Origin of the sequence: Actinoplanes sandaracinus, assembly GCF_030009775.1 — a bacterium.
Lineage (GTDB): Bacteria > Actinomycetota > Actinomycetes > Mycobacteriales > Micromonosporaceae > Actinoplanes > Actinoplanes sandaracinus.
This window is the reverse complement of record NZ_JASCTH010000004.1, coordinates 228,983-251,867: the sequence shown is the minus strand read 5'-3', so window position 1 is coordinate 251,867 and position 22,885 is coordinate 228,983. Positions and strand designations below refer to the sequence as shown.

Sequence of the window (22,885 nt, the reverse complement as noted above, 5' to 3'; positions counted from 1 at the left end):
TATTGATCATGCGTCGCAAGGTCTATGTAGAGGGTCCCCGCGCGGACATCCGCGTGCCGTTCACCGAGGTGGTGCTGACCGGCGACAACCCGCCGGTGCGGCTCTACGACACCTCCGGTCCCGGCAGTGATCCGTCGGTCGGGCTCCCGCAGATGCGGAAACCGTGGCGAACCGGTCAGACTCAGCTCGCCTCCGCGCGGGCCGGAATCATCACCCCGGAGATGGAGTACGTCGCCGTCCGCGAGGGGGTCGCGCCGTCACTCGTGCGCGACGAGATCGCGGCCGGCCGGGCGGTGCTGCCCGTCAACGTCAACCACCCGGAGTCCGAGCCGATGATCATCGGCTCGAAGTTCCTCGTCAAGGTCAACGCGAACATCGGCACCTCGGCTGTGACCTCGTCCGTCGCCGAGGAGGTCGAGAAGCTCACCTGGGCCACCCGCTGGGGCGCCGACACCGTGATGGACCTGTCCACCGGGCCACGGATCCACGAGACCCGGGAGGCGATCGTACGGAACTCGCCCGTCCCGATCGGAACGGTGCCGATCTACCAGGCCCTGGAGAAGGTCAAGGGCGACCCGCTCAAACTGACCTGGGAGCTGTTCCGGGAAACCGTGATCGAGCAGGCTGAGCAGGGCGTCGACTACATGACGATCCACGCCGGGGTGCTGCTCGCGTACGTGCCTCTCGCCGCCGAGCGGGTCACCGGCATCGTCTCCCGCGGTGGATCGATCATGGCGGCCTGGTGTCTCGCCGAGCACCGGGAGAACTTCCTCTACACCCACTTCCGGGAACTGTGCGAGATCTTCCGGGAGTACGACATCACGTTCTCCCTCGGCGACGGGCTCCGGCCCGGTTCGATCGCCGACGCCAACGACGAGGCTCAGTTCGCCGAGCTCCGGACCCTGGGCGAGCTGACCCACATCGCCTGGGAGTACGACGTGCAGGTCATGGTCGAAGGGCCCGGCCACGTCCCGATGCACAAGATCAAAGAGAACGTGGATCTGCAGGTCGAACTGTGTGGCGGTGCGCCGTTCTACACGCTCGGGCCGCTGGCCACCGACATCGCGCCCGCCTACGACCACATCACCTCGGCGATCGGCGCCGCGATGATCGGCTGGTTCGGCACCGCGATGCTCTGCTACGTCACCCCCAAGGAACACCTCGGCCTCCCCAACAAGGAGGACGTCAAAGCAGGCATGATCGCCTACAAGATCGCGGCGCACGCGGCGGACATCGCCAAGGGGCACCCCGGAGCGCAGGAATGGGACGACGCCCTGTCCCGGGCCCGCTTCGACTTCCGCTGGGAAGACCAGTTCGAACTGGCCCTCGACCCGGAGACGGCCCGCTCCTACCACGACGAGACCCTGCCGGCGGCGGGCGCGAAGACAGCGCACTTCTGCTCCATGTGCGGGCCCAAGTTCTGCTCCATGAAGATCAGCCATGAGATTCGGGCGGCCGGCATGAAGGAGAAGTCGGAGGAGTTCGTCGAAGCCGGCGGGCGCGTCTACCTGCCGGTCACACCCACCGCCTAGGCGCGGCGGTTCTCCAGGTCGCTCTCCCGCTCGTTCTCGTCGTCGCCGTGGTCGGCGCCCGGCCGCTTCTCCGGCGGCAGGAAGTCGTAGATCGGCTCGTGATGAGGGTCGGTCCGGTCGGCGTCGGGCCCGGTGACTCCGGGCTCGCCGCCGATGGGCCGGTTCCGGTCGGCGAGGTCTTCCAGCTCTCCACGGACGGCCTCCCGTTCGGCGAGCGCGGGGACCGATTGTTCTGGCTCGGTTTCGGTACGCACGGCTTCTTCGCGCACGAGTCCTTCTCGTTCGGCGAGCGCGGAAGTGGGAGTGGGCTCGTCCGGGAGCGGGGGAGAGGTCTTCCTGCGGCGGTCGGCCCGTTTCCGGCCCCTGGCCGGTTTCTGCGGCTGATCGACAGTTTTCGGCGTCGGCTCCGAAGCCTCGGCTTGGCCGGTGCTCAGTGACTCAGCCGGCTCCGGCTTCGAGAGTGGGGCCGACGCTTCGTTCACGGGCTTGGCCGGCTCGGTCGTCGAGGCCGCAGCCAGGCCTTCGCGTCCCGATTCGTCCGGCTCTGCCGCTAGTGCAGGCTCCTGCGGCGCCTCGGTGAGCCCGGGTTCGGGCTGCTCGAATGTGGCCTCGATCTCAGGCCGGTCGGTCGTCGCAGCGGCACCGGCGGTCTCAGGCCGGTCGGTCGTCGCAGCGGCACCGGCGGTCTCAGGCCGGTCGGTCGTCGCATCGGCACCGGCGGTCTCAGCGTTCTCCTTGGCCTCACCGTCGTCGCCGTTTCCGGCGGCATCAGACCGCACGGGGTGAGCCGCCACATCGGGCGCCGGGACCGGCTCCACAGCGGCTTCCGCATCGTCGGCGGCGCTGATCGAACCAGCCGCCTCACCGGCCTCACCGGCGCCGCTATCGCGAGTCTCGCCGCCCTCGCCTGCGGCGCGCTCGGCACCCGGCGTGCTCTCCACCGCCGGATCGGACGTCGCGGGCCTCGCCTGCTCCCCGGACTGCTCGGCGGTCGCGGCGTTGCCGGTCGACTCGTCCGGCGGGACTGGTTCCGGACCGGCAGTCGTCGAGGACGACTCCGTGGTGGCGGTGTTCGCCCAGATCGCCGCCGACACCTGCTCGGCGAACTCCGGGGTGGTCGGCTGATCCGATTCGGCCGAGGTCTCCGGCTCGGTGGCAGGCTTCGCCGTCGACCGGGTCCGCTTCGCGGGCGTCCTACCGGCGGCACTGACGCCGGCGGCGGAGGTCGATCCCGCAGCCTCGGCGTCACCGACCTCGGTCGAGGCCGCCTTGGTAGCCGCGCTCGTGGAGGTTGCGGCCTTCGCCGGGGCGCGTTTCCGTGCGGCCGTTCTCTTCTGCGGGGCTGTCGCGGCAGGTGGGGTTGCCGCCGCCGTGGGGGATTGCAGTTCCGAGGTCTCGTCCCCGGGACGGACCGTGGTCGATGCGGTCAGCGGCTCGGATTCGAAGGGCAGATCCGGGAGCGCGGACGTCTCCGCCACGGGGCTGATCTCAGCGGAGCGGGAGCTCCTCGCGGGTTGCGGTTCGGCTCTCGTGGCCGGGCCCTCGACGGAGGTGGCCGGGGCGGCGATCCGGTACCGGTAGAGCAGGCCCTCGTCGCGGACCACGAAGTCGTCGGAGCCGTCGGGGCGGGTCCAGGTGAGGATCATCTGCCCGTACTTCTCGGCGAGTTTCACCAGAGCCGGGAAGGTGTCGACTACGACGACGGGTTTGCCCGGTGGGCTGGCCATCGGCTCCACCGGAACGAGCAAGTGGGGGTATCGGCGCTGGATCTCGGCCCGGGTTCGAAGCGGAACCTGCCGGAACGCCGTCATCGCGATGGCGACAGCACCGACTATGGCCACGAGTAGCAGGTAGGTGGCGTAGCTGCGGGCTTGCGAGGCAGCGAGCACGTTGTAGCCGAACGCGCCGATCTGGCGGCTCACGAGAGCCGAACCCGGGGGCGTGCTGGACTGGTTGACGACCAGGCTGTCCGCGCCTTTGGAGAGCGACAGTTGCAGGGGGGTGAGCTGCAGCGAGAGTGCCGGCGTGAATGTCGTGCCGTCGCTGTGCCGGACCTTGGCGGTGATCGCCAGGGTGATGGCTCCCAGGTTGGCGCCGACGGCCTCCGCCGCAGCCGCGACCTGTCGGTCCAGCGCGTTCAGGTCCAAGCGGATCGTCTCGGCGTATCGGTTCGCAGTGAACCGTTTCTGCTGTGACAGCTGAAGCGCCTTGTGCCAGCCGACTTCGGACGAGAGGCGACCGTCGACGCTGATCTGACCGGCATCGCCCTGGTAAGTCATGTGCACAGCGACGTCGTTGGCGAGTTTCCGGAAGACCGGATCGGGCGAGTAGACCTTGGTGCCGTCGTAGGCGGCGGAACGCGGTACCTCGGCCGAGTAGGAGAAGGTCATCGACTCGCCGGCCTTGGCTGTGCTGTTGAGGACCTGGGTCGCAGGTTTCATCCAGCCGACGATGCCGAGCGCCGTGCCGAGGACGGCCGCGAGCAGGGTGATGACGGCCAGAGCCTGTAGGTGCGGGCTGAGGCGGCGGACTGCCTTGAAGGTGGTCACCGCCGTGGCCCAAGTGCCGCCTTGGCCTGCCATGCCCTTTACTTTCCTCTTGCCCCGACGGCGTCGGAGGCGCTTCCCGGTCTGGGGTGGGCTGCTTCCGCCGCCGACGATCAAGAAACAGATCATTGCCAGGCCGGTCGGACTCAGTAGCGGCCGAAGCCAGAACCCGCCGTTGGGTATGTGCAGGACTTCGCGCCCGATCAACTCGTCAGCGGTCGGCTTTATGGCATCGAGGTACCCATTGTTGTCTCCCTTGAAGACATAGCCCGTCAGTGGGTCGCCGCCGACGATCCGGTGCAGCACCCTGGTCTGACCGCCTACGTCATGGTATGCGGCGATCTCCCCGACCTCATAGGAATCGGTTCTGACGAGGACGACCAGGTCTCCCGCGTAGTAAACCGGGTTCATGCTGACGCCCTGCGTCACCACATAGGCGATGCGGTCGGTGCTGATGGCCCACGCGCCAATGGCCGCCATCCCGAGGATGGCGGCCATGGCTAGGCGTGGCATTCGTCGTTGAATGACAACTCCGTTGAACAGGCGATCGCCCGAGACATCGGAGGGCGGCGTTCCCCGGAGAACGAGGTTCTCCGGGGAATCAGCCTACTTAAACGGTGGACGCGTTCGTGACGCTAATCGCGATGGCGGACCAGTCGGCGCTCCACGCGGTGCCCGGGGTGCAGGTGAACGTGCCGCTGCTGTTAGCGCAGGTGATTTGCGTGGCCGTGCCGGTGACCTGGCCTGTGACCGTTACCTTTACCGTTGCGTTGAGGATCTGGGCGTTGGCCTCGTCCTGCAAGGTAAGGACCATGGCGCTGTACTCGCCCGGCGTGGTGTGGTTGGTAAGGGAGATCGACTTGAGCTTCGCGCCGGAGATGGTGGGCGTGAAGCTGGCGGTACCACCGGCGATGATGGAGGCGGGAGCGCCGGCAGTGAGCATGCCGGGCGTGGTGAAGGCGGTGCTGCCGGCGGCGACGACACCGGCGACCGCGACGCCGCCCAGAAGCTGGATCATGTTGCGCATATGTGTTTCTCCCCTTGGTCGGTAGCCCAGCCAGCCCATTGGGCTCTGTGGCTTTGCGTCCCCGGCTTGCGCCGGGTTTGCTCTTTGCGGCCGAGCGGGTTGCTCGTTTCGCTTACGCCAGGTTTTTCGGTCGTCCCGGGGCGCGGATAAGCGGCTGGCCCATGATTTTTTAAGGCAATTCCGGGGTTTTCGCACCTGAGTCCCGACGAGGTGCTAGCGAGTTGCCGAATGGTTTCAGAGCCTGGCCGAGGGCCGTCCGGGAACGGACGAAACGCGGCGCGGCGGCCGTCGGGGGACGGCCGCCGCGCGTACGAGAAGGAAGGGTTCAAAGCTGTTAGAAGCGCTCACAAGGAGTGCCGGCCGGTGCTTCCGTGAGGGGCTGACCGGCCGCGGCGCCGGTGATGACGCCGCGGCCGTGCGGTCTGTGAGGTCCGTGAGGTCCGTGAGGTCAGGCCCCGCCGAGGCCGTTCAGCCAGTCGGCGTAGTCGTCGTCCTTACGGTCCTTCGGGTGGGAGGCACGGTCCTTCGGGTTGGAGGCGCCGCGGGCGCCGCGGCCACCGGGGGCCGAGGGCGGCGGGGCGATCGGCTGCGGATGCGGCAGAGGGGCGCTGATCGGCGTCGGCTCGGGAGTGAGCGGGGCACGTGAGGCGGTGTCGAACCCGGCCCGCGCGCCGGGCTGAGGGGCCGTGAAACCGTTGAACGAGCCGGTGTCGCCGGTCAGGGCGGAGGACGGTGCGGCAGTGGGAGGTTCGGGGGCGGACTTACGTGTACGCCATCCCCGCCGCAGAGCGCTGACAGCGCCCTTGGGCTGCTGCCCGGAGAAACGCCCGCCATCACCGGCGCCCGGAGCGGCGGCAGTCGAAGAACCGGTGCCCGGGGGGACAGCGCCCGGAGGGACAGCGCCTGGAGGGACAGCGCCCGGAGAGGCGACTCCCGGAGAAGCGGTTCCCCGGGAGACCGCCCCCCGGGCAGGAGCACCCGGCGCCGGGTGCGGTGGCTGAACCGAGGCGTGCCCGTAGACCGCCGGTGTGGGCGCCTGAGGCGCCGCCTGTCCGAACGGCGTGCCGGTCCCGGCGGTGAAGGGTGACCCGCCGGCGGGCGACCCGCCGGCGGGCGACCCGCCGGGCGTGGCCGCGGCGGTCAGGTCGTGCGGCGGGTGCGGCCGGTCCGCCACCGCGACCGCGAACACGCCGGTGTCGGAGGGGCGCATCTGGGGTTCGGGCCGCTGGGCCGCGGCGGCCGCGGCCTGGGCGATCGCCGACTGCACGGGTGCGTCCCGGCGGGGCAGGGTGGGCCGGTCGGGATCGGCGGACTCGGACTCGGTGTCGGTGGGGGTCTCGCCGGCCGGCGCGCCGGGTTCCCCGGGCGGCTCAGGGGCGCCACGCGCGATCGCGGCCAGCACCGAGCCGAGCACTCCGGCGCCGCTCGCGGTCATCGCCGCCCAGTAGGGGCTGAGGTGGAAGCCGGCGGACGAGCCGGGACCGGCGATCAGGTAGGCCACGGTCAGCAGGGCGGGCCCGGCGAGTCCGCTGAGCGCCACCGTGAGGGTCGGCAGTTTCCGGCCGCGCGCGATCCAGCCGATGATCAGGCCGGCGATCATCGCGATCGTCGGCATGGTGGCGAACTGCGTGCGCTCGATGACGGCGGCGGGGATCAGGTCGCCTTCGAGGACGCCGAGCCGGACCGCGTCCGGGGTCTTCCCGGGCAGCAGGGAGGGCGTCACGGAGATCAGGGCGATGCCCCAGACGGCGATGGTCAGGGTGGCGAGGCTCCATCGGGCCACGGCGCGGGCGGCGGCGGCCCACCCGGCGAAGATGCCGGCGGCGGCGCCGAGGCCGGCGCAGATGCCGATGACGAGGACCGGTTGCACTCCGGTGACCTGGGCGGCGCGGGCCGGCTGCATGGTCAGCGGCAGCACCGCGAGGGCGCCGATCCCGGCGGCCAGGCCCATGCCGAGAGCGCCGCCGGCACCGACCGCGTGCGGGGACCAGCGGGGGCGCAGGCCGGTCGCGACCACGGCGCCGAGTGCGGCGGCAGTCATCGTGATCCATGCGACCCAGGCGAGTTGTGCAGTCCACTGGTCACGCTGAGTGATTTCCAGGGTCTGGTCGAGTCGCACCATGCCGAGCCCGTAGGCGATGCCGAGTTGGCCGGCCCCGACGGCCGCGGCGGCCGTGGTGGTAGCGGCCAGCAGCTTCAGCCAGCTCCGAATTGCCATGCCGCGCACGTTACGGAATGTTGCGCATGATGCGCCAGTCCGGGGTCCGCTTCTTAAGGCACCCTAAAGTCATGTCAATCTATGATCGACCTGCGTCGATCTAAAACAAACACATACGGTGACTTTCGGGTGCTGCGCAGGGTGCTTGCCAGACCTACCGTCCGGAGTGGACACTGTCGCGCACGGACAACGAGTCCGTCGTTTCGCGCCAAACCTTGACACCGTGTTCTTCGAGGTGGCGGGACGGAACTCCCACATAGTGGTTGGAATCATGACGGTGTCCGGTGATCGTGACCTCACAGACGGTTGTGTGTGACGCATTCGTGCACGTCAACGCCGGGAGCGCGACCACGGAGCGCACTCGCGCGCGGTTATCACCCGGACAGGCGAGCCTTTTACCGGAGGATCCAGACTTCCCAAAAGGCCCGGCGTTCTGATGAAATCGCCGCCGTGCCGGAAACGGCGCGGGCCTTGCCGCGGGCACCGAACGGGGCCGGACCGCGGCCTGAAGATGGCCGCTTCCATCCGTGGTGCGGAGCGGGGACGACCGCGAAGGAGATGTCGTGAGCACGGGATCCTCGGCCCTGGCTGCGCGACGTAGCGGCTTCCGCAGCCCACGGAAGGCGCGGCTCCGGGCCCGGCTCGCCGGCATGCTGATCCTCCCGCTGGTCGCGGTGGCGGGGGTGTCCACGATGCACCTTCTCCAGGTCGGTCAGCGGGCCGGTGCCGCCGGGCAGGTGGCACAGCTCGCCGACCTGGGCGCCGGCCTCTCCAACCTGAGCCGGCTGCTGCATGACGAGCGGATGGCCGCCGTCGAGTTCCTGGCCACGCCGGACGCCCCGGTGACCGGTCTGCGCGAAGCGGCCAAGGCGGTGGACTCCCAGGCACAGGCCTTCCGCACCGAACGGTCCGGGATCACCACGATCCCGGACCGGGTCGAAACCCGTCTCGCCGTCATCGACGAGCGTCTGGCCGGTCTGCCCGCCCTCCGGGCCGCGGTCAGTGAGCGCACCGGCCCCGGTCTGGCCGACGCGGCCCAGCGTTACAGCGCGATCCTCGCCGGCCTGGATGGATACGAGGAGCTGCTGAGCCAGGTCGCCGACCGTGGCGAGGTCGCCGACAGCCTGCGTGCGCTCGCCGCGTTCACCGAGATGGAGAGCGCGGCGGCCGAACAGGCCGCGCTGGCGTACGTCGCCCGCGCCGCCAACGAGTTCGGCGCCGACCGGCAGCGCGAGATGATCGCGGCGCAGGCGACCCGGGCCCGTGCTCTCGCCGACTTCCGCGAGGTGGCCACCCGCGACCAGATCGCGCTGGCCGACCTCGTGGTGGGCGACCCGGCGGTGGCCCGTGCCGATGAGCTGACCACCCGGCTGACCGGCGACGCGGCGGCCGGCCCGGCCGAGGTCGCCGACGCGTTCGGTGACGTGATCGTGCTGTTCCGGGGCGCCGAACGACAGCTCGAGGAACAGGCCGTCACCGTCGCCGAGGACGAGCGCGCCGTCACCACCCGCATGGCCGTGATCGAACTCATCGCGGTGCTGGTGGTCCTGATCGCGACCGTGGCCATCGCGGTCTACCTGGGCCGATCCCTGCTGCTGTCGGTGCGCCGCCTGCGGGAGGGCGCTCTCACAGTGGCCAGCCGCGACCTGCCCGAAGCGGTGAGCCTGCTTAAGGACGTGGAAAGCCTGGGCGAGGGTGGCGTCGACCGGATCGTCGCCCAGAGCCGGGACCCGATCCCCCTCACCGGCTCCGACGAGTTCGGTGAGGTCGCCGAGGCGTTCAACATGGTGCACCGGGAAGCCATCCGGGTCGCCGCCGAGCAGGCCGCGCTGCGGATCAGCCTCTCCACCATGTTCCTCAGCCTGGCCCGGCGCAGTCAGTCGCTGGTCGACCGGATGATCGGCGAGCTCGACCAGATCGAGCGGATGGAGGAGGACCCGAAGCGGCTCGCCCGGCTCTTCGAACTCGACCACCTCGCCACCCGGATGCGCCGCAACGACGAGAACCTGCTGGTGCTGGCCGGCGCCGAGGTCGGCACGCCGCGCCGCGAGGACGCGCTGCTGATCGACGCGCTCCGGGCCGCCCAGTCCGAGGTCGAGCTCTATCATCGGATCGAGTTCGGGACCATCGACACCGACGTGCTGATCGCCGCCGCCGCCGTCAACGACGTGGTCCGGCTGATCGCCGAGCTGCTCGACAACGGCACCCGGTTCTCCGCGCCGGACACCGTGGTGATGGCGCACGGCGGGCGCGACGGCGACCACGCGGTGGTCCGGGTCGAGGACCGCGGCCTGGGCATCACCGCCGAGCAGAGGGAACAGCTCAACCGGCGGCTCACCGAACCGGCCGAAGTGGACGCCTCCGCGTTCCGTCTGATGGGCGTCGCGGTGGTCGGGCGGCTCGCGACCAGGCACGGCATCCGCGTCGAACTCCGGCCCGGGCCGGAAGGCGGCACGATCGCCGAGGTGACACTGCCCGCCGAGATCGTCGTCATGCCCGGCGCGGCCAGTGCCCCGCCGTCCCGGGCGGCCAGCTGGACCCGGCCGGGACCGCCGCCCCCGCTGCCACAGGGGACGCCGCGCGGCGTGGACGCGCGGCCGCCGATCCGTACCGCTCCGGCGCCTGTCCCGACGCCGGTCCGGTTGCCGCAGGTCGGCGTACCCATGTCGGCATTGGATCTGGAACCGACGCCGGACCGCCCCCCGCTGCCGACGCGGGTCCCGAAGCCGGTCGAAACCGTGCCCGCCGCGATGCCGCCGCCCGCCGCGATGCCGCCGCCCGCCGCGATGCCGCCGCCCGCCGCGATGCCGCCGCCCGCCGCGACGCCGCCGCCCGCCGCGACGCCGGCGGCGGCCGAGGGGGCCGTGCCGATCCGGATCGAGATGCAGCACAGCTGGTTCGCGGGCGAGCAGGACCAGGAAGAGGCCGACCGCAACGGCATGCCCACCGCGGGGTACGCGCCACCGCCGTCCCCGGTGACCGTGTCGGTCCAGTCCGCGAACGGCGCGCCCCCGGCCGTTGCCAAACCCCGGTCGATCGGCGACGAACGCTGGCGGACTGCGGCGGACGACGGCTGGCAGCGCGCGGTCGCCGCCGCCGATCCGAAGGACGCCGGCATCACGCATTCCGGTCTCCCCAAACGGATTCCGCAGGCGCAACTCGTTCCCGGTGGGGTGCAGATCACCCAGCGGGCGCAACATCGTCGCAGTCCGGATGAGGTTCGCGGGCTGCTCGCCGCGTATCACAGAGGAGTGCAACGAGGACGGACGGACGGCGTTGCCGAGACCGCCGCCACCGCATCACACGCTCCGAAGGAGAAGGAACAGTGACCAGGCCCCCCACCATGCACGACATGGGCTGGCTGCTCAGCAACTTCGCCGACAGCGTCGCCGGCATCGCGCACGTGATCGCGGTCTCGGCCGACGGGCTGCTGCTGGCCACGTCCCGGGACCTGCCTGCGGATCGGGCCGACCAGCTCGCCGCGATCACCTCCGGCGTGGTCAGTCTCACCGACGGCGCTTCCCGGATGTTCAACGCAGGGCAGGTGCAACAGACCATCATCGAAATGGACAGCGGTTATCTTTTCCTGATGTCCATCAGCGACGGTTCGTCGATGGCCGTCCTGGCCGCGCGCAGCTGCGACGTCGGTCAGGTCGGCTATGAGATGGCCCTGCTGGTGGAGCGCGTCGGCGCGGCCCTGTCGCCGGCGCCACGCGAGGCCGTCAGCTACTAGACGCCGGGGCGCCGTGCCCCGGCGGAGACGAGGTGACCGCGACATGGAACAGCCGCTGGATCCCCGGGGCAACCTGGTGCGGCCGTACGCGGTCACCCGCGGGCGGACCGAACCGATTCGGGACATCCCGATCGAGGCGGTTCTGCTCGCGAGCTCGGCGGCCGTGCAGGAGTCACGGTTCGCCGGTCACGACAAGTACCGCATCGCCGTGCTGTGTGAGCCGAAGGCACTGTCGCTCGCCGAGCTGGCGGCGCTCACCCGGTTGCCTCTGGGGGTGACTCGGGTGCTCGTCGCCGACATGGTGGCCGACGGACTGCTTGAGCTGCACAGTGCCGCTCCCCGCACCGGGTTCACGGAGCGGATGGACCTGCTGGGAAGGGTGTTGGGTGGACTTCGCAAGCTCTGAGGGGACGCGGTCGCATCCCGCGGAGATCACCTCCGCCAAGATCGTCGTGGCCGGTGGGTTCGGCGTCGGCAAGACGACCCTCGTCGGAGCGGTCTCCGAGATCGAACCGCTGACCACCGAAGCGGTGATGACGGTGGCCGGCGCCGGCGTCGACGACGCCTCCAAGGTGCCGGGCAAGGGCAGCACCACGGTGGCGATGGACTTCGGCCGGATCACCATGGCCGACGACCTGATCCTCTATCTGTTCGGCACCCCCGGGCAGACCCGGTTCTGGTTCATGTGGGACGAGCTGATCCGGGGTGCGGTCGGAGCGGCGGTGCTCGTCGACACCCGTCGGCTCACCGACGCGTTCGCGCCTCTCGACTACTTCGAGAACCGGCATCTGCCGTACCTCGTGGCGGTCAACTGCTTCGACGAGGCGCCCCGCTACGAGCCGGAGGAGGTCCGCGAGGCGCTGGCCATTCCGGCCCGGGTGCCGCTGCTGATGTGTGACGCGCGACACCGCGAGTCGGTCAAGGCCGTACTGATCGGCGTGGTCGAGCACGCCATGACGACCCTGGTGGCCGAGCACGAGCAGGCCACTCCGGTCGGCTGACCCGGGCGCCGGTCAGACCGGTATCCGGTACCCGCGTTTCACGACGGTCTGGACCACTCCGGGCACGGCCATGCCGGCCCGGAGCCGGGCCACGGCCATCTCGACGGCGTGCTCGTCGGCGCCCCGGGGCAGGGCCTGCAACAGAGCCGCCCGGGAGAGCACCCGACCGGGGGAGTTGGCGAGCGCCCGGAGCACGGCCATCGGGGCGGGCGCCAGCGGCCTCAACTCGCCGTCGATCACCGCGGCATGGCCGCGCAGGGTGATGGAGTGTCCGGCGACCTGCAGGCTCACCGCCCGCTTCGGCAATTCCTCCACGATGGTACGGACCAGCGCGCTCACCCGGGCCTTCCCCGGAGTGACCACCGGAACGTCACGGCGGCGCAGTGGCGCGGAGGTGACCGGCCCGACGCAGGCCGCCATGACGTCGTCGCGCAGGGCGTCCAGCAGGGCGTCGGCGCCGGTCCCGGCGGCGCGCAGCACGGCCCGCACGGCGGCCGCCGAGGTGAACGTCACGGCGTCCACCAGGCGGCCGAGGATCAGATCGACCAGGCGGTGCAGCGGCGCCGGGTCGGTGGGCGGGGCCCAGCGGTAGACCGGCAGCTCGATGACGCGGGCGCCGGCCGATTCCAGGGCCTCGGTGTACTCGGGCTGGCTCTCGCCGTGCAGCTGCATCGCGACGGTGAGGCCGCTGACGCCGCGGGCGGTCAGATGCTCGACGACCTCCTCGTAGCCCTCGCCGTCGGGTGACCACTGGTCGTGCAGCCCGGCGGTGCGGACCGCGGCCCGGGCCTTGGGGCCCCGGGCGACCAGATAGGCGCGGGAGAGGACGGCGCGCAACGGCTCGGCCAGCCCCCAGCCCTCCGCGGCCTCCAGCCAGCCCCGCATGCCGATGCCGGTGTTGACCAGCACGATGTCGGGTGGGGTGTCGAGGCAGGCGCGGGTGGCGGCGCGCAACTCCGCGTCGTCGGAGATCGGGACGATACGCAGCGCGGGAGCCAGCACCACCCGGGCGCCGCGGGCCTCCAGCAGGGTGGCGACCTCGTCCTTGCGGTGATCGGCGGTCACGCCGATGGTGTAGCCGGACAGTGCCGCCGTCGGCTCCGCCAGCGCGGCCGCGGTCAGCACCGCCCGGCGGGCGCCCGGGGCACGGTCGGTCATCCGATCCCCGGGCCGAGAAGTCGCGGCGTGCCCGAACGGTCCACCGAAGGGCACGCTCGAAGCCCGCCGTCCTCAGCGTCGACCCGCTCCCATGTCACGCTTGCGGGCCTCGCCATGCCTCCGTCCGGGGCACGCCGCGACTCCTTTTCACCGAACCGGCGAACCGGCCCGGTGAACACCGTCAGGTCCGTCCTCAACCCTGACGGTGGTCTCTCCATGGTGCGTCCGAGGACGTGGCGTCGGCCGATGCCGGGCCGCGCCGCTCTGAGGTCCGCACCGTTGGCCATGACCGGAAGCGTGCCGGTGCCTAATTTCGGACGAGCGTCCCATTTGTTTCGAGCCTGCTAAGTCGGGCGGGCTTCGGGCCTGCCACGTCGGGCGGGCTTCGGGCCTGCCACGTCGGGCGGGCTGAGTGGGTGCGACCCGCTGCGGACGGGTCCGCCTCGCCGAGTATGCTGGGCTGGTTCGGAGTACCACCAGGGCTGAGGGTTTGCAACCAGAACCTTCGCCGGATGCTCGGTGCCTCGAACGCTGCCTGTTTTGACCACACGCCGCGCGGCCGGGTATTGTTGCCTGCTGTTGTGCGACTGATGCGAGTGGTCCCTCTGCGGGGTTGCTTGACGCATCTGCTTGATGCGACCAGCGCGCACTCCCAGACCGACGACGAGACAAGGTAATTCTGTGCGTACGTACAGCCCGAAGCCGGGTGAGATCGAGCGTCAGTGGCACATTATCGACGCTTCTGACGTCGTTCTGGGCCGCCTGGCTACCCACACCGCCACGCTCCTGCGCGGCAAGCACAAGCCGACGTTCGCCCCGCATGTCGACACCGGCGACTTCGTGGTGATCATCAATGCCGGCAAGGTCGCGCTCACCGGTAACAAGCGCCAGACCAAGGTCGCCTACCGCCACTCGGGTTACCCCGGTGGTCTGAAGCAGATCGGCTACGAGGAGCTCCTGACCAAGCGTCCGGAGAAGGCGATCGAGCTGGCCGTCAAGGGCATGCTCCCGCACAACAAGCTCGCGCGGCAGATCATCAAGAAGCTGAAGGTCTACCCGGGCGCCGAGCACCCGCACGCCGCTCAGCAGCCCCAGCCGTTCGAAATCAAGCAGATCGCGCAGTGAGCGCGGGAGAAGGCAGCAGCATGTCCGACATCATCGAGCCCGAGGTCGTCGAGACCGTCGAGGAGCCCGCTGAGACGGTCGTCGTCGTTGAGACGGCCGCGCCGGCCCCGGTCCGCGCCGCGCGCCCCGGTGGACGTCCGATCCAGACCGTCGGCCGCCGCAAGGAGGCCATCGTTCGGGTGCGCCTGGTGCCCGGCACCGGCAAGATCACCTGTAACGGCCGTGACCTGGAGAACTACTTCCCCAGCAAGGTGAACCAGCAGCTCATCCGTGAGCCGCTGACCACCACGGAGCGCGCCGAGCAGTTCGACGTGATCGCGAACCTCCGCGGCGGCGGCATCACCGGCCAGGCCGGCGCCCTCCGTCTCGGCATCGCCCGTGCGCTCATCGAGAACGACCCGGACGACCGCCCCGCCCTGAAGAAGGCCGGCTTCCTCACCCGTGACGCCCGCGTCAAGGAGAGCAAGAAGTACGGTCTCAAGAAGGCCCGTAAGGCTCCGCAGTACTCGAAGCGCTGATTTTTGCGCCGCGTCTGAATCGACGGCCGAGTGCGTCCCCCGAGCGGGGGACGTGCTCGGCCGTTGATGTTTTCCCCGCCTCCCTCCCCAACTAGCCGTTCCGGTACTCCTGGACCAGTCGCACGTTGATGCAGGCTGGAAGCCACATTTACCGGCGAAAGGAAGCCGCCATGGGGCGACTCTTCGGCACGGACGGCGTTCGCGGTCTCGCGAACGGCGATCTGCTCACCCCGGAACTGGCCCTCTCGGTCGCGGTCGCGGCTGCCCGGGTGCTGGTCGAGACCGACAGCAGTCATCCGCCGCTCGCCATCGTGGGGCGTGACCCGCGGGCCAGCGGCGAGATGCTGGAGGCCGCCGTCGTCGCGGGCCTGACCAGCGCCGGAGCCAACGTGGTGCGGGTCGGTGTGCTCCCCACCCCGGCCGTCGCCTACCTCGTCGGGCAGACCCGTGCCGATCTGGGTGTGATGCTCTCCGCGTCGCACAACCCCATGCCGGACAACGGCATCAAGCTGTTCGCGGCCGGCGGCACCAAGCTCCCCGACGAGCTCGAGGAGCGCATCGAGAAGGCGGTCGAGGACGGGCACGGCCTGGTCGGCCGTCCCATCGGCGCCGGCATCGGCCGGGTCAACGACCTCCTCGACGGCGCGGAGCATTACATCCGGCACCTCGTCGAGTCGATCCCGAACCGGCTGGACGGCATCAAGGTCGTCGTCGACTGCGCCAACGGGGCGGCCAGCGAGGTCGGGCCGGTGGCGTACAAGGAGGCTGGTGCCGAGGTCATCGCCATCCACGCCGACCCGGACGGCCTCAACATCAACGAGGAGTGCGGCTCCACCCACCTCGACAAGGTCATCGAGGCGGTGCTCCGCGAGGGCGCCGACCTCGGCCTGGCCCACGACGGCGACGCCGACCGCTGCCTCGCGGTCACCGCCTCCGGTCAGGTCGTCGACGGCGACCAGATCATGGCGATCCTCGCGCTGGCCATGCGCGACGCCGGCACCCTCACCGGCGACACCCTGGTCGCCACCGTGATGAGCAACCTCGGGCTGCGGATCGCGATGAAGCAGTCCGGCATCCGGTTGCTCGAGACCAAGGTCGGCGACCGGTACGTGCTGGAGGAACTCCAGAACGGTGACCTCGCCCTCGGCGGCGAGCAGAGCGGCCACATCGTCATGCCGGCCTTCGCCACCACCGGCGACGGGGTCCTCACCGGCCTGCACCTGATGGCCCAGATCGCGGCGTCCGGCAAGTCCCTGGCCGACCTGGCCGCGGTCGTGCACAAGTTGCCGCAGGTGCTGATCAACGTCCGGGTGGGCGACCGGGACGCGGGCGCCGCCGCCCCGACCGTGCAGGCCGCCGTCGCGCTGGCCGAGAACGAGCTGGGCGAGACTGGACGGGTGCTGCTGCGGCCGTCCGGCACCGAGCTGCTGGTCCGCGTGATGGTCGAGGCCGCCACCGAGGAGCAGGCCCGCGCGGTCGCCGAGCGGATCGCCGACGAGGTGCGGTCCGCCAGCCCACCTAGTTCCTGAGTCTGCGGACCGCCTCGTCGATCACTTCGGGGCGCTTGCAGAAGGCGAAGCGGATGAGGTGCCGGCCCGCGTCCTGACGGTCGTAGAAGACCTGGGTCGGCACCGCTACCACCCCGGACCGGGCGGGCAGCTCGCGACAGAACTCGACACCGTCGGCACCGCCCAGAGGGCGGATGTCGGCGGTCACGAAATAGGTGCCCTCCGAGGGCAGGACGGTCAGCCCGGCCTCGGTCAGGCCGGTGACCAGTCGGTCCCGGCGGTCCTGCATGCCCGCGGTGAACCCGGTGAAGTAGGAGTCCGGCAGGTTCAGCGCCACCGCGACGGCGGGCTGCAGCGGCGCGCCGTTCACGAAGGTCAGGAACTGCTTGACCCGCAGCATCGCCGACACCAGCCGGGCCGGGCCGGTGGCCCAGCCGATCTTCCAGCCGGTGCAGGAGAATGTCTTGCCGGCCGAGGAGATGCGCAGCGTACGGTCGAGCATGCCGGGCAGGCCGGCCAGCGGCACGTGCGGCGCCGCCGCGTCGGGGAAGACCAGGTGCTCGTAGACCTCGTCGGTGACCGCGAACACGTCGTACTCCCGGCACAGGCCGGCGACCAGTTCCAGTTCCGCGCCGGTGAACACCTTGCCGGTGGGGTTGTGTGGCGAGTTGAGCAGCACCAGACGGGTCCGCCCGCCGAACGCCGCCCGCAGCTCGTCCGGATCGAACTCGTAGCGCCCGGACGGCCCCGGACGCAGGGTGACCGGCCGGCGAACCGCCCCGGCCAGGGCGATCGAAGCCGCGTACGAGTCGTAGTACGGCTCGAAGCAGACCACCTCGTCGCCCGGCTCACAGATCGCCAGGATGGCCGCCGCGATCGCCTCGGTGGCGCCGGCGGTGACCGCGACCTCGGTGTCCGGGTCTCGGGCGAGTGCCCAGAACCGCTGCTCGTGTGCGGCGATCGCGGAACGCAGCACCGGGATGCCGGCCAGCGGCGGATACTGGTTCGCCCCGCCGGCGAGCGCCTCGGCAGCCGCGGCCAGCATCTCCGGCGGGCCGTCGGTGTCCGGGAAACCCTGCCCGAGGTTGACCGCGCCGGTCCGGGCCGCGAGGGCCGACATCTCGGCGAAGATCGTGGTGCCGAACGGGCGCATCCGCGCGACGAGCGGATCGGCCGGGGTGGAGGTGGTCACCGTGCTCCCTGCGGCTGGGCGACGAGTGGCTGTGCGGTCAGTTGACGACGATCTTGTAGCAGTTGGCGGTGGCCAGAGTGCCCTCGGCGCTGTGCTCGGCCACCTGCTCGCCGTCGATGCTGGCCCGGCAGGTGATCGAGCCGGAGCCGAGGCCGGTGCGCACGGCCATGACGGAGACCAGGGCGGTGCCCTTCACCTTGACCGTGACCTTCCATGGCAGCTTGGCGCCGCCCACCCGTTTCGGCGTGCCCTCCAGACTGTCGACGTAGAGGATCTCGGCCGGCCCGTCGCCGGTGATCTCGTAGGTCACCGAGATCTCCTTGCCCTCGCCGATGCCGGGCAGGCCGGTGGGGAAGTCGGTGGGCAGCCCGGGCAGGTCCGGGAAGTCGGTCGGCAGGCCGGGCAGGCCGGGCACCTCGACGTCCGGCGTAGGCAGCGTCGGGTTGAGGATCGGCTCGGCGAGCTCCTCCGCCTTGTCGGTGGCCTGCCTGAACAGGATCACACCCGCGGTCACGACGCCGCCGCAGAGCAGCAGCGTGACGGCGAGGATGAGGGCGATCAGCGGGACGCTGCTCTTGCGTGGCGGGGGCTGCGGGTGCTCGTACCCCGGCGGGGGGCCGGGCACGCCGGGCGGCGGGTATCCGGTGGCCGGGTCGTACGGCGGCGGATAGCCGGTGGCCGGGTCGTACGGCGGCGGGTAACCGGTGGCCGGGTCGTACGGCGGCGGTTGCTGAGGGTTGTAGCCGACCTGCGGGAACTGAGCGGTAGGCGGGTACCCCGAGGTGGGGTCGGGCGGCGTGAACTGGGGCGGCCGGGGTGGTTGCCGGGGCTCGCTCGGATCGCTCGGATCGCTCATCTTTCCTCCCGGTGGGGCACCGTCTTCCGACGGTACGCCAGCGCCGCACCCCGGGATCACTCACCCTTATGGGCGAGAGGTGATGGGCGGTCTGTTCATCGAGAGCTGGATAGTCCGAGCTTGCGGGCTGGCGGGGTGGTTGAACTAGGGTTCCGATCACATGGGATGCTCATAACTGTGCTTCTTGAGCATGACGGGTGAGTGAAAGTCGGTTAGGCTGCCCGTCATGTGTGGGATCGTGGGTTACGTAGGGAATCGTCCGGCGCTGAGCATCGTCATCGATGGGCTCCGCCGCCTGGAGTACCGCGGTTACGACTCCGCGGGTGTCGCGATCATCGACAACGGCCTGGTCAAGACCGAGAAGAAGGCGGGCAAGCTCGCCAACCTGGAGAAGGCTCTCGCCGAGCGTGGCGACGACGGCATCGGGGCCGGCGCCACCGGCATCGGGCACACCCGCTGGGCCACCCACGGCGGTCCGACCGACCGTAACGCCCACCCGCACCTCTCCGACGACGGCCGCGTGGCCGTCATTCACAACGGCATCATCGAGAACTTCGCCCGCCTCCGCACCGAGCTCGAGGCGACCGGCGTCGAGTTCCGCAGCGACACCGACACCGAGTGCGCGGCCCACCTGCTCGCCGCCGAGATGCGCGCCCTGCGCGAGGCCGGCGCCGAGGACGGCCCGGCGCTTCTCGCCGAGGGCATGCGCCGGGTGGCCAACCGGCTGGAGGGTGCCTTCACCCTGCTCGCCGTCGACGTCGAGGTACCCGGCGCGGTGGTCGCCGCCCGCCGCAACTCGCCCCTGGTGGTCGGCCGCGGCAACGGGGAGAACTTCCTCGCCAGCGACGTCTCCGCCTTCATCGAGCACACCCGTGAGGCGATCGAGCTCGGCCAGGACCAGGTCGTCCTGATCACCCCGGCCGGCATCGAGATCACCGGCTTCGACGGCGCCCCGGCGACCGGCAAGGAGTTCCACGTCGATTGGGACCTGTCCGCCGCCGAGAAGGGTGGTTACGAATACTTCATGCTCAAGGAGATCGCCGAGCAGCCGCAGGCCATCGCGGACACTCTGCTCGGGCGGCTGAGCGAGCGTGGCGAGATCATCCTGGACGAGGTCCGGCTCACCGACCAGGACCTGCGGGACGTGGACAAGGTGTTCATCGTGGCCTGTGGCACCTCGTACCACGCCGGGATGGTCGCCAAGTACGCCATCGAGCACTGGGTGCGGATTCCCTGTGAGGTGGAGCTGGCCAGCGAGTTCCGTTATCGGGACCCGATCCTGGACCGCTCCACGCTGGTGATCGTGATCAGCCAGTCCGGCGAGACGATGGACACGCTGATGGCGCTGCGGCACGCCAAGGAGCAGAAGGCCCGGGTGCTGGCCATCTGCAACTCGAACGGCTCCACCATCCCGCGCGAGTCGGACGCCGTCCTTTACACCCACGGCGGGCCGGAGATCGCGGTCGCCTCCACCAAGGCGTTCCTCACTCAGCTGGTCGCCTGTTACCTGATCGGCCTGCACCTGGCCCAGATCCGCGGCGTGATGTACGCCGACGAGGTCGCCGCGGTGGTCGAGAAGCTCCGGGCCACCCCGGACAGCCTCCGCTCGCTGCTGGGCCGGATGGAGGACGTCCGGGCCCTGGGCCGCGACCTGCGGACCGCGTCGACGGTCCTCTTCATCGGCCGGCACGTCGGATTCCCGGTGGCCCTGGAAGGTGCGCTCAAGCTCAAGGAACTCGCCTACATGCACGCCGAGGGCTTCGCGGCCGGCGAGCTCAAACACGGTCCGATCTCGCTGATCGACGAGGGCACCCCGGTGGTGTGCGTGGTCCCGTCGCCGGCGGGCCGTGGTGTCATGCGCGACAAGGTGGTCTCGAACATCCAGGAGGTGCGCGCCCGTGGCGCCCGCACCATCGTGATCGCCGAGGAGGGCGACGAGGACGTCCGCCAGTTCGCCGACCACCTCATCACGGTGCCGCAGACGCCCACTCTCCTGGCTCCGCTGATGACCACGGTCCCGCTGCAGGTCCTCGCCTGTGAGATCGCCGCGGCCCGCGGACATGACGTCGACCAGCCCCGCAACCTGGCCAAGTCGGTCACCGTCGAGTGACCCCGGAGTGAGTCGCCGGCTCACGGCGCCCCGCCCAGCGTGATCCGGGCGAGGGCGTCGAGAGCCGGTTTCCCGGCGTCCCAGTAGCCGAGGTGACCGGCGTCGAGCTGGCTCCGGAAGACCCGGGCGCCGAATCCGGGCTCGCTCGGGTCGCGGCCGAACCACAGGTCACGCGACCGGTCGGGGAGGCCGGGATCGGGCCTGGCCGCGAGCCGGATCGGGTCGGTGATGGACGTCGTCGACCACACCCGGTCGGCCGGGATCCTCAACTGGGACGCCGAGTCCACTCCGACGCCGGGCGAGCCGACGAAGACCACGTCGTCGGCCGGGAGCCCACCGGCTGCCGCGGCCCGGCCCACCACCAGCGAGCCGTAACTGTGCCCGAGCACCGTCTGGTGTGCCGGTTCGCCGTCATGGGTGGCCCGCAACGCCTCCTGGAACCGGGTCAGCTCGGGGGCGCCGTCACGTGCCTGCCGGGCCGAGGCCGCCTCGTGCACGAAGTCCGGCGCGTCGTAGTCAAGCCACAGCACCGCGCTCGTCGACCCGCCCGGCCCCAGCTCCCCGGCTCGGGCGGCGACCCGTTCGGCCCGGCTCAGCTCGCCGCCCAGCGACTTCAGGTCCGAGGTCATACCGGGTACGTGGGTGAGGACGTGCGCGGCCCGGTCCGGGTCGCCGAGCGCCACCACGGCCCGGCCCTCCCCGTCGAGACCCAGGCCCACGAGGTACGCCCGGGGCCCGGTCTCGTCGTCGAGGCGTGCGGTCAACCTGTCCAGTCCCTCGAGCAGGTCACGGATGCGGTCCGGATCAGCGCCGACGGCCCGCATCCGGTCGAGTTCGAGGCGGTGGTCGTCGAGCAGCAGCCGGTTAGCGACGTCCCGGTCGGCGACCGGAATGCCGTCGGCGCCGGCCAGCGCGGCCGGCTCGGTGGCCAGCAGCCAGTCGCGCTCGGCCGGGGTCCACTGCTCCCACCAGCGCCGCACCTCGGCCGGGGTGGCGGTGCACGCCGGGAAGGACGTGACAACCGGGGCGGGCGGCACGTCGGCCAGCGCGCCGAGGCGGGCGGCGGCGGAGGCGTCGGCTTCGGCGGCCACGGTCAGGGCGGAGCCGAGTTCGGCGCCCACCGACCGGATGGCGTCGTGTTCGCCCGCGGGGCCGCGCACCGCACCGGAATCGTCGATGACCAGGCCGGCTCGCCCGGCTGCCGTGTGCGCCCGGTCGAGCAGCGCGCGGGCCCGGGCGAGCGCCGCGGCGAACTCGCTCAGCGCCTGGTCGGCCCGCCAGCAGATCACCCGGAACCAGGCCATCCGGCGGCGCAGGGCGTTGAGCCGGGCGGCGGCGGCCTCGGCGGCCGCCCCGGACCACGAGTCGCGGAGCCGGGCCAGCAGCGGGCCGAACTCGGCGCAGAACGCCCCGGCCAGCGCCGCCCACCGGCGCCAGGCGAGCGCGGTGACCCGCCAGCGGGCCGGATCAGTGCTCCGGAGTCGCGCGTAGGTGACAGCGGTCGCGCTGACGGCGGCGCCGTTCACCGGGCCTGCCGCAGACGGGCCGCGGCACGGGCGTCGGCCTGCTCGTACGCCGCCGCGGCCGCCCTGATCCGCTCGGCCGTCTCCGCGGTGTCGTGGCCGAGCAGGCTCAGCAGCCGGCGGGCGGACTCGGTCATCAGTGTGGCGGCGCCGGTGGTGGCCCACCGGGGGGCCGGGTCGGTGCCCGGAACCGAACCGGCGGCGCCGGACACCCGCCCGGCCAGCCCGGTCACGGCTGTCGCGCTCCGGCGCAGGCCCTCGGCCTCGGCTTCGAAGTCGGCGTTCATCGGGCAACCTCCATGGGGGACGACGGGATGCGCCGACGTTAGAGGCCGGGACGGATCCGCGGGGCACGCCTGTGGACGAATCGTCCACAGGCCTTGCCGGCGGATCGACCTCCCTGATAGACGTGCTGGCCGGGGAAAGTGACCGGACGCACCGATAAGGTGACCGTTGTGATCGTGTCTGTCGGCCTCGACGTAGTCCTGGTGGAGCGTTTCGCCCGCGCGCTGGAGCGGACCCCGTTGCTCGCGGACCGGCTTTTCACCGAGGCAGAGCGCCTGACCGGGTCGGGGAACCCGCGGTCCGCGGAGTCGCTCGCCGCCCGGTTCGCCGCCAAGGAGGCCGTCGCCAAGTCCCTCGGCGCGCCGGCCGGCTTGCGGTGGCACGACTGCGAGATCGTCACCGATCCGGACGGCCGTCCGTGGTTGACCGTCTCCGGTACGGTCGCCGCCGCGGCGACCAAGCGGGGCATCGCCCGATGGCATCTGTCGCTGTCGCACGACGGCGGAATCGCGTCCGCGATGGTGGTGGCCGAGGCGGGCTAGTGACGGAGGAA

The 22,885-nt window shown here is 71.0% G+C and carries 19 protein-coding genes and 1 riboswitch; of the genes, 11 read left to right on the top strand and 8 right to left on the bottom strand.

The features are described 5' to 3' along the window. The first annotated feature begins 2 nt into the window (after positions 1-2). On the top strand, positions 3-1,532 hold the full coding sequence (gene thiC / locus QLQ12_RS07895) for a phosphomethylpyrimidine synthase ThiC (RefSeq protein WP_282758214.1): 1,530 nt from the start codon (positions 3-5) through the stop codon (positions 1,530-1,532). On the opposite strand, the gene QLQ12_RS07890 is transcribed toward thiC, so the two are convergent. Continuing rightward, positions 1,529-4,114 carry a DUF5305 family protein gene (locus QLQ12_RS07890; protein ID WP_282758212.1) on the bottom strand — a complete coding sequence of 862 codons (2,586 nt, stop codon included), beginning with the start codon at positions 4,112-4,114 and terminating at the stop codon, positions 1,529-1,531. The two genes, thiC and QLQ12_RS07890, sit on opposite strands and share 4 nt — an antisense overlap. 147 nt (positions 4,115-4,261) lie before the next feature. On the opposite strand from QLQ12_RS07890, the gene QLQ12_RS07885 reads away from it, so the two are divergent. Further along, on the top strand, positions 4,262-4,582 hold the full coding sequence (locus QLQ12_RS07885) for a hypothetical protein (RefSeq protein ID WP_282758211.1): 321 nt from the start codon (positions 4,262-4,264) through the stop codon (positions 4,580-4,582). Between the two features lie 106 nt (positions 4,583-4,688). Here QLQ12_RS07885 and QLQ12_RS07880 read toward each other — a convergent pair whose 3' ends face one another. Both QLQ12_RS07880 and QLQ12_RS07875 read right to left on the bottom strand, forming a co-directional pair. Next, positions 4,689-5,105 (bottom strand): hypothetical protein, encoded by a 417-nt coding sequence (locus QLQ12_RS07880; protein ID WP_282758210.1) that lies wholly within the window; start codon positions 5,103-5,105, stop codon positions 4,689-4,691. Between the two features lie 17 nt (positions 5,106-5,122). Beyond that, positions 5,123-5,197, bottom strand: a riboswitch (cyclic di-GMP riboswitch). A 356-nt stretch (positions 5,198-5,553) separates the two neighbouring features. Beyond that, complete coding sequence (locus tag QLQ12_RS07875; protein WP_282758208.1) at positions 5,554-7,323, bottom strand: hypothetical protein; 1,770 nt, start codon at positions 7,321-7,323, stop codon at positions 5,554-5,556. Between the two features lie 563 nt (positions 7,324-7,886). On the opposite strand from QLQ12_RS07875, the gene QLQ12_RS07870 reads away from it, so the two are divergent. The 4 genes from QLQ12_RS07870 to QLQ12_RS07855 are packed head-to-tail and all read left to right on the top strand — an operon-like array spanning position 7,887 to position 12,057. After that, on the top strand, positions 7,887-10,652 hold the full coding sequence (locus tag QLQ12_RS07870) for a sensor histidine kinase (RefSeq protein ID WP_282758207.1): 2,766 nt from the start codon (positions 7,887-7,889) through the stop codon (positions 10,650-10,652). Continuing rightward, entirely contained in the window at positions 10,649-11,056 is a 408-nt protein-coding gene (locus QLQ12_RS07865) for a roadblock/LC7 domain-containing protein (protein ID WP_282758206.1), read from the top strand. The genes QLQ12_RS07870 and QLQ12_RS07865 overlap by 4 nt, the downstream gene beginning before the upstream one ends. 43 nt (positions 11,057-11,099) lie before the next feature. Further along, positions 11,100-11,462 (top strand): DUF742 domain-containing protein, encoded by a 363-nt coding sequence (locus tag QLQ12_RS07860; RefSeq protein ID WP_282758204.1) that lies wholly within the window; start codon positions 11,100-11,102, stop codon positions 11,460-11,462. Further along, complete coding sequence (locus QLQ12_RS07855) at positions 11,443-12,057, top strand: GTP-binding protein (protein WP_282758203.1); 615 nt, start codon at positions 11,443-11,445, stop codon at positions 12,055-12,057. Before QLQ12_RS07860 ends, QLQ12_RS07855 begins: the two co-directional genes overlap by 20 nt. A 12-nt stretch (positions 12,058-12,069) precedes the next feature. On the opposite strand, the gene QLQ12_RS07850 is transcribed toward QLQ12_RS07855, so the two are convergent. Then, positions 12,070-13,215 carry a uroporphyrinogen-III synthase gene (locus QLQ12_RS07850; protein WP_282758201.1) on the bottom strand — a complete coding sequence of 382 codons (1,146 nt, stop codon included), beginning with the start codon at positions 13,213-13,215 and terminating at the stop codon, positions 12,070-12,072. 681 nt (positions 13,216-13,896) lie between these two features. Here QLQ12_RS07850 and rplM point away from each other — a divergent pair. The 3 genes from rplM to glmM all read left to right on the top strand — a co-directional run bounded on the left by rplM (position 13,897) and on the right by glmM (position 16,387). Further along, positions 13,897-14,340 (top strand): 50S ribosomal protein L13, encoded by a 444-nt coding sequence (gene rplM / locus QLQ12_RS07845; protein WP_282758199.1) that lies wholly within the window; start codon positions 13,897-13,899, stop codon positions 14,338-14,340. Between the two features lie 20 nt (positions 14,341-14,360). Next, positions 14,361-14,858, top strand: coding sequence for a 30S ribosomal protein S9 (rpsI, locus tag QLQ12_RS07840; RefSeq protein ID WP_282758198.1), 498 nt, complete (start codon positions 14,361-14,363; stop codon positions 14,856-14,858). Positions 14,859-15,028: 170 nt separating this feature from the next. Next, complete coding sequence (gene glmM, locus QLQ12_RS07835) at positions 15,029-16,387, top strand: phosphoglucosamine mutase (RefSeq protein WP_282758197.1); 1,359 nt, start codon at positions 15,029-15,031, stop codon at positions 16,385-16,387. On the opposite strand, the gene QLQ12_RS07830 is transcribed toward glmM, so the two are convergent. Further along, positions 16,377-17,519, bottom strand: coding sequence for a pyridoxal phosphate-dependent aminotransferase (locus QLQ12_RS07830; protein WP_282758495.1), 1,143 nt, complete (start codon positions 17,517-17,519; stop codon positions 16,377-16,379). The two genes, glmM and QLQ12_RS07830, sit on opposite strands and share 11 nt — an antisense overlap. A 76-nt stretch (positions 17,520-17,595) precedes the next feature. After that, positions 17,596-18,414 carry an MmpS family transport accessory protein gene (locus tag QLQ12_RS07825; RefSeq protein WP_282758196.1) on the bottom strand — a complete coding sequence of 273 codons (819 nt, stop codon included), beginning with the start codon at positions 18,412-18,414 and terminating at the stop codon, positions 17,596-17,598. Positions 18,415-18,640: 226 nt separating this feature from the next. Here QLQ12_RS07825 and glmS point away from each other — a divergent pair, with 226 nt between their 5' ends. Next, the gene (gene glmS, locus QLQ12_RS07820; RefSeq protein ID WP_282758194.1) at positions 18,641-20,524 is read left to right on the top strand and encodes a glutamine--fructose-6-phosphate transaminase (isomerizing); all 1,884 of its coding nucleotides are present in this window, start codon (positions 18,641-18,643) and stop codon (positions 20,522-20,524) included. A gap of 20 nt (positions 20,525-20,544) precedes the next feature. Here the strand turns inward: glmS and QLQ12_RS07815 are convergent, their stop codons facing one another. After that, a complete protein-coding gene (locus tag QLQ12_RS07815) occupies positions 20,545-22,050 on the bottom strand; it encodes an alpha/beta hydrolase (protein WP_282758192.1) in 1,506 nt (501 codons plus the stop codon). Beyond that, positions 22,047-22,334 (bottom strand): hypothetical protein, encoded by a 288-nt coding sequence (locus QLQ12_RS07810; protein WP_282758190.1) that lies wholly within the window; start codon positions 22,332-22,334, stop codon positions 22,047-22,049. Before QLQ12_RS07810 ends, QLQ12_RS07815 begins: the two co-directional genes overlap by 4 nt. Positions 22,335-22,502: 168 nt before the next feature. Between QLQ12_RS07810 and QLQ12_RS07805 the strand changes: the two genes are divergently transcribed. Continuing rightward, positions 22,503-22,874, top strand: a complete 372-nt coding sequence (locus QLQ12_RS07805) for a holo-ACP synthase (protein ID WP_282758189.1) — start codon at positions 22,503-22,505, stop codon at positions 22,872-22,874. Positions 22,875-22,885: the final 11 nt, after the last annotated feature.